This is a genomic window from Serratia sp. CY83965 (assembly GCF_052166375.1).
Taxonomy (GTDB): Bacteria; Pseudomonadota; Gammaproteobacteria; order Enterobacterales; family Enterobacteriaceae; genus Serratia; species Serratia marcescens.
In genome coordinates this window covers 16,179-26,113 of the sequence record NZ_JBJNOV010000016.1, presented here as the reverse complement: position 1 = coordinate 26,113, position 9,935 = coordinate 16,179, and the positions used below count along the sequence as shown (strand labels likewise).

The window sequence follows — 9,935 nt, the reverse complement described above, 5'->3', positions numbered from 1 at the left end:
GCGACAGTGAATGGGTGAGGCCGTCTTGCACCTGAATCGCTGCATTCTACATGCCACACCACTGAAAACCTAGCGATCGGTGCAGTGAAGGCATTCTATTATGCGCCGCTAAATGTTACAGGGCGCCCCGGCGGGTGAAAACAGATGTTAACGCGGACGATGCGGCCTGAACCCAAGGCTTGCCGGTGCTTCGTGGCCGTCAAACTCCGGCATTAATACATAACCGGCCACAGCGCAATAAACCCTCTCCGAAATTATAAAAAAAGAATATTTGGATCAACCTCTTAGAATTCCATTTTGCCCCACTTCCTTTAGGAAAAACCCCATATACGCCACCACCGTCCCTCGGATAGAAAGGGCATGAGCTCCGCGACAAAACATTATTCAGGGCACTACATCGGCAGCCCACCGGGGTTCACCAGCATATCTGCGTACGTTGATTGGAAGGTGCATTATGATCGATAAAGGGCAAATGCTGAGCCGGCACGATTTTTCAAAGGTCAACTGGGGCATACTGGCGGCGGCGGCGCTGCTGTTTAGTGTGGGGGCGGCGCTGTTGGTGCTGCCGCTGCTGAGCAGCATTGACGAGAGCCAGGTCATCACGCTGTTGCAGGCCGGCGCGGGCACGATTTTACTCGGCTGTACGCTGCTGGCGCTGCGGCATTATCTGCGTCCGGCGCTGACTTATCGTCTGTACGAGCACGGCGTGCGGGTCTTTGACAGCCACCATCACAAAGAGCGTTTCATCCCGTTTGAGAAGATCAGCGACATCTATCGCTTTCGCGGCGGCCAGGCTTTTGGCGGGCTGTTTGACGTTACGGCGTTCCGCGCCGGTGCGGATCAGCCCTGGTGCACGGTTTTCAGCAACGTCGCCCACTCGTGGCGATTGGCGGACGTAATCGTCGACCAACAGCTGCAGCAGCGCGGGCCGCTGGCGCTGAATGCGCTCTATCAGGGGGGGACGGTGTCGTTTCACACCATAGAGGGCGACGCGCGCTGGCTGTGGCAGTTACTGCTCGGCAAGCGGCAAGGCACGCCGGCCGAAACGCTGCGGCTGAGCGCCACCCTGCTGACGACGGAACGGGGAAACGTGCCTATCGAACAGATCCGCACGTTGGAAAATCATCCGCAGCGCGGCATCCGCTTATTCGATGGCCAGGGAAATGTGCTGTTCGCGATTAACTACGATTCGCTGCTCAGCGCCGATCTGTTCATCGCGCTGTTGGAGCATATGATCCACAACCGCATCCCCGCCTATCACAACCCGGCGATGACGCGGCCATCGGTTTAAATCAGCGGGGAGTTTTCCGCCTGCAGGCGCATCGCGGTAGGCGGCAACCCAATCTGCAGCACCACCGGCTGGTAATCGGCCTGCTCACCCAGACGTCGAGCCAAGCGGCGAGCCAGCATAAAGGCCGCACCACCGCCCAATACGGCGCCGACTGCCGCCGAGGCGTCGCTGCCGAAACAATATTGCAGCAATGTGCCGCCCAACATCATGCCCAGCAGCGGCGTCAGGTAAACCAGCATGGCGGAGCGCAGCAGGCTGCCTTCCGCGATGCCGACCTCGACGCGCTGCCCCGGTTCGAGCGGCTGATCGATATGTACCTGCAGCTGATGCTCGGTTTCCGGCACCAGCTCGTTCAGCGCACGCGCGCCACAGCCGGAGCGCGCGGTGCAGCTGCCGCAGCCGGCCTTGGGTTCACAGCGCAGCAGCGCTACGCCCTGTTGCCACGATACCACCGTGGCCCACTCTTTCATCATTACGGCGATACCTTGAAAGAAATGCTGTCGGCGATGCGCTTGGCCGTCGCCGGCGGCAATTCGCCCACAATCGTGATTTCGTTGCCCGCGCGCACTTCGGTCTGAATGGTGCGGCGCCCCTGACGGTAGTACTGCTGCCCGGCGCCGCTGCCCGCCGGGCTGACGTTGACCGAGAAGCTGAACAGACCGTCGCTGTAGAGCCGGGACTCCACCGGCACGGCGACGTTCGGCAATTTGCGGCGATTGCGCGCCACCTCGTCCACGCCGGCCGGCAGCCAGCCGGTGCTCCAGCTGAGCTGGACGTTTTCCACCGCCGGCAGCGACAGCAGCGGCGGCAAATTGGCCTTGAGCAGCCCCTGCATCGCGCCCTGCACGTCGGCGCCGACCGCGAAGGAGATCACCCGATATTGCTCCAGCGTTTCGCCGTCGCGATCGAGTAGATCCACCCGCAGCGGCAGCTTGGTGTCTTCGTCCATCCAAACGATGTAGCTGTAGCGGGAACCGTCGCGCGCCACCACGCGCAGCACTTCACACGGCCGATCGGCGATGCGGGTGCTGCCCACGGAGATGAAGTCGTAATACTTCGCCAGACGAGTGAAATCAGCATAGACGATCGCCGGCAGCGCATCGACGATGTGATCGCCGGTGAGCGTGAACGGTTCCAGACCGGGTTCGAAGTAGCTGATCCCGCCGCCGCGCTGCAACACTTCGCGGCGCGGGCCGTCCATATGCAGCAGCTGGCCGAGCGGCACGTTGCCGATCACCGCATGGCGATAGCGCAACGACTCGATTCCCTGCTTGCTGACGCTGATGTAGGCGAGCTCGTAATTGAGAGAACGGCTGGCGCTGCTCATCTGTTGCAATAACGCCCCGGACGCAGTTGGCTGCGCCGGGGCGATGCTGGAATAGAGCAGGCTGCCCGTCAATAAACAAACGGAGAACCAGATTTGCTTCATTACTGCTGTTGCATTCCTAAAGACTGAGTTCCGGGAACCTGAATGGCAGCCTGTTGCGGGTTGCCTTGCTCAAGCTGCAGCTGATCCGAATGCAGGCGACGTTGCAGTTCATAGTCCTGCAGCATGGCGTTGATACGCTTGCGCTGTTCCTGCACCTGCTGCTGTTGGCCGCTGCCGGTGGAGAAACTGTCGGCAGGTACGCCCAGGCTGACCGGCGAGGCCTGGCCCATGATCGGCAGCGTGGTGAAGGCCGGCGATTCGGACGCGTTCGATGGCGCAGAAGGCTGGTTGTACTGCTGCACGCCGACGATCACCGCCAGCGACACGCAGGCCGCCATGCCGATTTGCGTAATCTGGCTCGCCCAAGGACGCACTTTGTCCCAGAACGGCATTTTCTGCCAGGTGTGAGGCTGCGGCTGAGATTCCTGAACGGCGGAAGGCACCAGCCGGGCGGGTTCTTTCTCAAGTGCAGCGGCGACGCGATCGGCGATGTCGAGATGCATCACTTGCCCGACATCACCTCGCAGTGTGTCACGTATCAGGTGATAGCTCTGCCAGCTTTGTTGAAGCGTTCGATCTTGCGACAGAGAACTCAACAGCTCGCTGTCGAACGATTCACCATCCATCAGAGCGGAAAGCTTTTCTTTCTGCATGCCTAAGTACCCTTCCTGTGCCCGCCATTGCTAACGCTGGATCAGCGGTTGAACTTTATTATCGATAGCTTCCCGGGCGCGGAAAATACGCGAACGTACGGTTCCGACCGGGCAATCCATGATGGCGGCTATCTCTTCGTAGCTTAGACCATCCAACTCCCGCAGGGTAATCGCCATGCGAAGATCCTCAGGGAGCGACTCAATGGTACGGAAAACTATCTGTCTCAGCTCTTCTGACAACATTAAGTTCTCAGGGTTCGAAATTTCTTTCAGTGCGCCCGCACTTTCGTAATTTTCCGCATCGTTGGCGTCCACATCACTGGATGGCGGACGGCGCCCCTGAGCAACCAGATAATTCTTTGCCGTGTTCACGGCGATTCGATACAACCAGGTATAAAAAGCGCTGTCGCCACGGAACGATTCCAGTGCGCGATAGGCCTTGATAAACGACTCCTGCACCACATCGGGCACATCGCCCTGCGGCACATAGCGGGAAACGAGACTCGCCACCTTATGCTGATAGCGCACTACCAGTAGGTTAAACGACTTCTGGTCGCCCTTTTGGACCCGCTCGACCAGAACTTGATCCGTTAACTGCTCGCTCATCCGAGGTAAACTCTCCCCAAATCCGTCTCCACGCGTAAAATTGTACTGCCAGCCATACATTATTTTCCTGAGCAAGCACTCGCTTGGAGTTCATATAGAACACGAAGTTCCATATCGCCATTGTTTTTTCTGTTGATGTCACCCTATCCGTGGCTTTTGCCCGGACAGTTAGGCTAACATGAAATTCACTCTTCTTCTGCACACATCATACGTTATGCAACCATCATCTGAACATGTTAGCGATGTCCTGATCGTCGGCAGCGGCGCTGCGGGCCTGTCACTGGCGCTGCGCCTGGCGCAGCATTGCAAGGTTACCGTCCTCAGCAAGGGGCCGCTCAGCGAGGGCGCCACCTTTTACGCCCAGGGCGGGATCGCCGCGGTGTTCGATGAGACGGACAGCATTGCCTCACACGTTGATGACACTTTGATTGCCGGCGCCGGCCTGTGCGACAAAGAGGCCGTCGAATTCATCGCCGGCAACGCGCGCCACTGCGTGCAGTGGCTGATCGATCAGGGCGTGCTGTTCGACACCGAGGTCAACGCACAGGGCGAGGCGCATTATCACCTCACGCGCGAAGGCGGCCACAGCCATCGCCGCATCCTGCACGCCGCGGACGCTACCGGTAAGGAAGTAGAGACCACGCTGGTGGGGAAAGCAAGCGCTCACCCCAATATTTGCGTGATGGAACGCCGCAACGCGGTTGACCTTATCACCTCGAACAAAATCGGCCTGCCGGGCACCCGCCGAGTGGTGGGCGCTTACGTCTGGAACCGCGAGCTGGAACGGGTGGAAACCTACCGAGCCAAAACGGTGGTGCTGGCCACCGGCGGCGCGGCCAAGGTGTACCAATACACCACCAACCCGGACATCTCCTCCGGCGACGGCATCGCCATGGCCTGGCGCGCCGGCTGCCGGGTCGCCAACCTGGAATTCAACCAGTTCCACCCGACCTGCCTGTTCCATCCGCAGGCGCGCAACTTTCTGCTGACCGAAGCGCTGCGCGGCGAAGGGGCTTACCTGAAGCGCCCGGACGGCAGCCGCTTTATGCCGGATTTCGATCCGCGTGGCGAACTGGCCCCGCGCGATATCGTCGCCCGCGCCATCGACCATGAAATGAAGCGCCTGGGCGCCGACTGCATGTACCTGGACATCAGCCACAAGCCGGCGGAATTCATCACTCAGCACTTCCCGATGATCCACGAAAAGCTGCTGACGCTGGGCTTCGATCTGACCCGGCAACCGATCCCCATCGTTCCGGCGGCGCACTACACCTGCGGCGGCGTGATGGTCGATCAGCATGGCCGCACCGATCTCGACGGGCTGTACGCCATCGGCGAGGTCAGCTACACCGGCCTGCACGGCGCCAACCGCATGGCGTCGAATTCGCTGCTGGAGTGCCTGGTTTACGGTTGGTCGGCGGCGGAAGACATTCTGCAGCGCCTGCCGTTCATCCAGCAGGCCAAACAGGTGCCGCACTGGGATGAGAGCCGGGTGGATGATGCGGACGAACGGGTGGTGATCCAGCACAACTGGCACGAGCTGCGGCTGTTCATGTGGGATTACGTCGGCATCGTGCGCACCACCAAGCGGCTGGAGCGCGCCCTGCGCCGCATCAACACGCTGCAGGCGGAAATCGACGAGTACTACGCGCACTTCCGCATCTCCAACAACCTGCTGGAGCTGCGCAATCTGGTGCAGGTGGCCGAGCTTATCGTGCGCAGCGCCATGGCGCGCAAAGAGAGCCGCGGCCTGCACTACACGCTGGACTACCCGGATTTGCTGCCGGAAGCGCTGCCGACCATTTTGCAACCTTAAACGAAGCGACAGGGCGCCTTATCGGCGCCCTTTTCCTTTCAGTAGAACAGATAGAAGTCGGCGATCAACCGGCGGAAATCGTCGGTATAGCCGCCGTCGGCCTGTTTGATCGCCAGCGCCTGCTCCCGCAGCGGCGTTTCCCGCCGGGTCAGCGCCAGCAGCATCCGGTGCCGCGGCGTATCGGCGCGATCGCTGACGTTCACTTTCGCCGCCGTGTGCCAGCCACTTTGCTGCGCCAGGCGTTCGAATTCGGCGCCGATGTCGTGCGGCAGCACCACGCAAAACGTCCCCTGCGCGGCCAGCAGCTGCGCCGCGCAGGCCAACAGCGCGTCGTGCGTCAGGGTTTCGGTGTAGCGCGCGTTGTGGCGCGCCTGGTCGCGGCAGGCCACCGCCGGCTCGAAATACGGCGGATTGCTGACGATCAGATCATACTCAGCGGCATGCTGCTGCGCATAATGGTGAATATCCTGCGCATGCACGCGGATGCGCTGCGGCCACGGCGATTCCGCCGCGTTTTCGCGCGCCTGGCCGGCGGCGGCTTCATCCAGCTCCACCGCGTCGATGGTCACTTCGTCGCCGCTGCGCTGCGCCAGCATCAGCGCGATCAGCCCGCTGCCGCTGCCGATGTCCAGCACCCGGCGCGCCTGCCCCAGCGGCGCCCAGGCGCCGAGCAGCACCCCGTCGGTGCCCACTTTCATGGCGCAACGATCGTGGGCGACAAAGAATTGTTTAAAGGTAAAACCCCCGCGGCGCGGGGTAAAATCGGCTTTCGATCGCTTGCTCACACTCACCACCCGGCTATAAAACTGGCGTAGCATAAGGCAATCTGATCGACGGGAAAAGAGCGGCTTTCCGCTTAAATAGGTGAAGATCGCGGCCAACCCGTCTATAATCGGCGCCCCAAGTAGAGGTAGACCATGACAGCAACCACTTTTTCCGAACTCGAACTCGATGATCGCCTGATCGACGCGCTGCGCGACAAAGGCTACGATCGCCCCACCGCCATTCAGGCCGCTGCGATCCCGCCGGCGATGGACGGGCGCGACGTCTTAGGTTCGGCTCCGACCGGCACCGGCAAAACCGCCGCCTTCCTGCTGCCCGTGTTGCAGCACCTGCTGGACTTTCCACGCAAGAAATCCGGCCCGCCGCGCGTGCTGATCCTGACGCCAACGCGCGAGCTGGCGATGCAGGTCGCCGACCAGGCGCGTGAATTGGCTGCTCATACCTCGCTGGATATCGCCACCATCACCGGCGGCGTCGCTTACATGAACCACGCGGAAGTGTTCAGCGAAAACCAGGACGTGGTGGTCGCCACCACCGGCCGCTTGCTGCAATACATTAAAGAAGAGAACTTCGACTGCCGCGCGGTGGAAACCCTGATCCTCGACGAAGCCGACCGCATGCTCGACATGGGCTTCGCGCAGGACATCGAAACCATCTCCGCCGAAACCCGCTGGCGCAACCAGACGCTGCTGTTCTCCGCCACGCTGGAAGGCGAAGCGATCCGCGAATTCGCCGAACGCATCCTGAAAGAGCCGGTGGAAGTGGAAGCCGATCCGTCGCGCCGCGAACGCAAGAAGATCCTGCAGTGGTACTACCGCGCCGATGACGTGCAGCACAAAACCGCGCTGCTGATCCACCTGCTGAAACAGCCGGACGTGCAGAAATCGGTGATTTTCGTGCGCAAGCGCGAGCGCGTGCATGAGCTGGCCACCTGGCTGCGCGAAGCGGGCATCAACACCTGCTATCTCGAAGGCGAGATGGTGCAGGCCAAACGCAACGAAGCGGTCAAACGCATGATGGATGGCCGGGTTAACGTGCTGGTGGCCACCGACGTTGCCGCGCGCGGCCTGGATATCCTCGATATCACCCACGTGTTCAACTTCGACATGCCGCGCACGGCGGATACCTACCTGCACCGCATCGGGCGTACCGGCCGTGCCGGGCGCAAAGGCACCGCCATTTCGCTGGTGGAAGCGCACGACCATCTGCTGCTGGGCAAAGTGGGCCGTTACCTGAACGAGCCGCTGAAAGCGCGCGTGATCGACGAACTGCGGCCGAAAACCAAGGTGCCGAACGAGAAGAGCAACGGCAAGCCATCGAAGAAAGTGCTGGCCAAACGCGCGGAAGATAAAGCGAAGAACAAAGAGAAGGCCAAGGTGAAAGTGCGCCATCGCGACGCCAAAAACGTCGGAAAACGCCGTCAGGCGAAGGCCAAACCGGCCGGCGACGCAGAATAACCACCGCTGCCTAAGAAAAAACCGCCTGTACAGGCGGTTTTTTTATTGGCGTTTACTGCTGCGCGTAATGCGTGGCCAGGCGGCGCCCCTGCAGCCATTTATCCAGCTCGCGGAACTGCGCCTTCAGCTCGTCATTCTGCAAATGCGCCGGCGTTTGCGAGAAATAAAACTGGAACGCATAACCCTGCTGATTGCGCGCCTGGGCATCGGCCCCGGCCTGCAACAGCAACAGCGCCAGATGCGGCGCGTTGATCTTCGCCGCCAGATGCAGCGGGGTATCCCCCAGCCGATCGCTCAGGGTGGTGTCCGCCCCGGCCGCCAGCAACAACCGCAGTTGCTCCTCGCGCCCGGCCAGCACCGCCGCCGCAAGCGGCGTGGCGCCGGTAACGGCATTGCGCACGTTCACCTGCGCCCCTTCAGCCAGCAGCAACCGCAGATACTGCACGTCTTGCAGTATCGCCGCGGTGTGCAGCGCGCTGTTGCCGTCCAGCCCCGCTACCGACGGGTCGGCCCCGAGATCCAGCAACGCCTGCACGCTGGCCGGCTGCTGCGAAAGCACCGCCCACTGCAACAGCGTGACCTGCCGATCGCCTCGTTCGCGCAAGCGATCCTGCGTAGCCTGCGCATGGATGCCCTGCGCATCGCCGCGCGCCACCGCCTGAGCCAGCGCCAAGTTGCCGCGGCCGTCAAACGGTGAAATCTCCTGCCCCATCTGTTGCTCCTTAGCCATCATCAGTAAACCGGTCACCGCGACCAGCGCCAGTAAGGCTATCGCCAGCGCTCGCCGCAAGCGACGCCCTTCAGGCATTGGCCTTCGCCTCCCACGGCTTTTGTTCCGCCATCGAGCTTATCACCTTGTCGATGCCGTGCGCCGTCAGGCTGCGATCCAGATGCTTGCTCGGCCGCCAGTCATCGATACCGGTCAGGGTATCGTTGTTGGCCAGGGTGATGTTGTGGCCAATGGCGTTCGGGATCAGCGAAGTCGACTCCTGGGTGCTGGTCAGCATGTCATATTGTTCGCTGTAACGACGGATGCCGCCGGCTTCGGCGTCTTTCTTCGCCGCCGCCGGATCGATACCCAGGCGATTCAGCGTGTAATCTGACACCCCGGCCGCATTGAAGGTGACCGCGACGGTGCCGGTCGCCAGCGCCGCCGTGGCCGCCAGACCGCCGCCGAGCGAATGACCGGCGATCACCAGCGCATCGCCGAAGGCCGCCTTGGCGCTTTTGGCGGCGGCAACCGCCTGATTGTACTGCACATCATCATAGCCCGTCGCTTGCCGCACGTTGCTCAGCCAGTCGCGCCAGTCGTTGGTGCCGGCAAACGCCAACACATACTGCTTGTCGTTGCTGTAAACCCCGGCCTGGAAACCGCTGCCTGCGTCGTGCAGGCTGGCGGGATCGATGCCGAAACCGAGCAGCGCGCTGTCGCTCAAGCGGTTGAACCCAGCGGCGCCCTGACCGTTCAGTGAATAAACGTCCTTGGCCAACAGCGCCAACGCATAATCACCCTCCTGCGATTGCTGCCCCCGGGTCACGCCCGGCGCTGCCGCCGCCGTCGGCGCCGCCGCGGAGATATCGCCGACCAGCGTATTCAACATGGCCTGCGCATTGAGCGAGTTCTGAGAGGGAGTGGCCACCGGCGCCGAATTTGCCGGCGCTGCCGCGGGCTGCGCCGCCGTCACCGTCTCGGCAACGGCGCGAGGTGTAGGGATCGCGGCCACCGGGGATACTGCAGAGGTAAAACTTAAAGGCATACTCATGCCGACTCCTTGTCGATAGACTTTTTATTGAGCACCTAAATAGGTGCTGATTTAGCTATCGGCAGGTCGGATGAGTTCTGTATTAGAAATGCTTATCTTTGTACAGAATGTGATCCGCATTCCGTTTTCGGCCGTCA

10 protein-coding genes are annotated in these 9,935 nt (G+C 61.4%); 3 read left to right on the top strand and 7 right to left on the bottom strand.

Annotation, left to right across the window (positions count from 1 at the left end; translation table 11 throughout):
* The first annotated feature begins 454 nt into the window (after positions 1–454).
* Positions 455–1,291, top strand: a complete 837-nt coding sequence (locus ACJ8PL_RS21580) for a hypothetical protein (RefSeq protein ID WP_016929793.1) — start codon at positions 455–457, stop codon at positions 1,289–1,291.
* Here ACJ8PL_RS21580 and rseC read toward each other — a convergent pair.
* Genes rseC through rpoE form a run of 4 tightly spaced genes read right to left on the bottom strand, consistent with a single transcriptional unit; the run spans position 1,288 to position 3,979 of the window.
* Positions 1,288–1,764: a SoxR-reducing system protein RseC gene (gene rseC / locus ACJ8PL_RS21575; protein ID WP_048794671.1), complete on the bottom strand. Its 477-nt coding sequence runs from the start codon at positions 1,762–1,764 to the stop codon at positions 1,288–1,290. The two genes, ACJ8PL_RS21580 and rseC, sit on opposite strands and share 4 nt — an antisense overlap.
* Positions 1,764–2,720 (bottom strand): sigma-E factor regulatory protein RseB, encoded by a 957-nt coding sequence (rseB, locus tag ACJ8PL_RS21570; RefSeq protein WP_016929794.1) that lies wholly within the window; start codon positions 2,718–2,720, stop codon positions 1,764–1,766. The genes rseC and rseB overlap by 1 nt, the downstream gene beginning before the upstream one ends.
* The gene (rseA, locus tag ACJ8PL_RS21565; protein ID WP_016929795.1) at positions 2,720–3,373 is read right to left on the bottom strand and encodes an anti-sigma-E factor RseA; all 654 of its coding nucleotides are present in this window, start codon (positions 3,371–3,373) and stop codon (positions 2,720–2,722) included. The genes rseB and rseA overlap by 1 nt, the downstream gene beginning before the upstream one ends.
* 30 nt (positions 3,374–3,403) lie before the next feature.
* Positions 3,404–3,979: an RNA polymerase sigma factor RpoE gene (rpoE, locus tag ACJ8PL_RS21560; protein WP_004929136.1), complete on the bottom strand. Its 576-nt coding sequence runs from the start codon at positions 3,977–3,979 to the stop codon at positions 3,404–3,406.
* Positions 3,980–4,193: 214 nt separating this feature from the next.
* Here rpoE and nadB point away from each other — a divergent pair, with 214 nt between their 5' ends.
* Positions 4,194–5,795, top strand: coding sequence for an L-aspartate oxidase (nadB, locus tag ACJ8PL_RS21555; RefSeq protein WP_016929796.1), 1,602 nt, complete (start codon positions 4,194–4,196; stop codon positions 5,793–5,795).
* A 38-nt stretch (positions 5,796–5,833) separates the two neighbouring features.
* Here nadB and trmN read toward each other — a convergent pair whose 3' ends face one another.
* Positions 5,834–6,613 carry a tRNA(1)(Val) (adenine(37)-N(6))-methyltransferase TrmN gene (trmN, locus tag ACJ8PL_RS21550; protein ID WP_016929797.1) on the bottom strand — a complete coding sequence of 260 codons (780 nt, stop codon included), beginning with the start codon at positions 6,611–6,613 and terminating at the stop codon, positions 5,834–5,836.
* 99 nt (positions 6,614–6,712) lie between these two features.
* Here trmN and srmB point away from each other — a divergent pair, with 99 nt between their 5' ends.
* Positions 6,713–8,035, top strand: a complete 1,323-nt coding sequence (gene srmB, locus ACJ8PL_RS21545) for an ATP-dependent RNA helicase SrmB (protein WP_016929798.1) — start codon at positions 6,713–6,715, stop codon at positions 8,033–8,035.
* 52 nt (positions 8,036–8,087) lie between these two features.
* Here srmB and ACJ8PL_RS21540 read toward each other — a convergent pair whose 3' ends face one another.
* A complete protein-coding gene (locus tag ACJ8PL_RS21540) occupies positions 8,088–8,843 on the bottom strand; it encodes an ankyrin repeat domain-containing protein (RefSeq protein ID WP_079450451.1) in 756 nt (251 codons plus the stop codon).
* On the bottom strand, positions 8,836–9,798 hold the full coding sequence (locus ACJ8PL_RS21535; protein WP_442531375.1) for a phospholipase: 963 nt from the start codon (positions 9,796–9,798) through the stop codon (positions 8,836–8,838). The genes ACJ8PL_RS21540 and ACJ8PL_RS21535 overlap by 8 nt, the downstream gene beginning before the upstream one ends.
* Positions 9,799–9,935 lie beyond the last annotated feature (137 nt).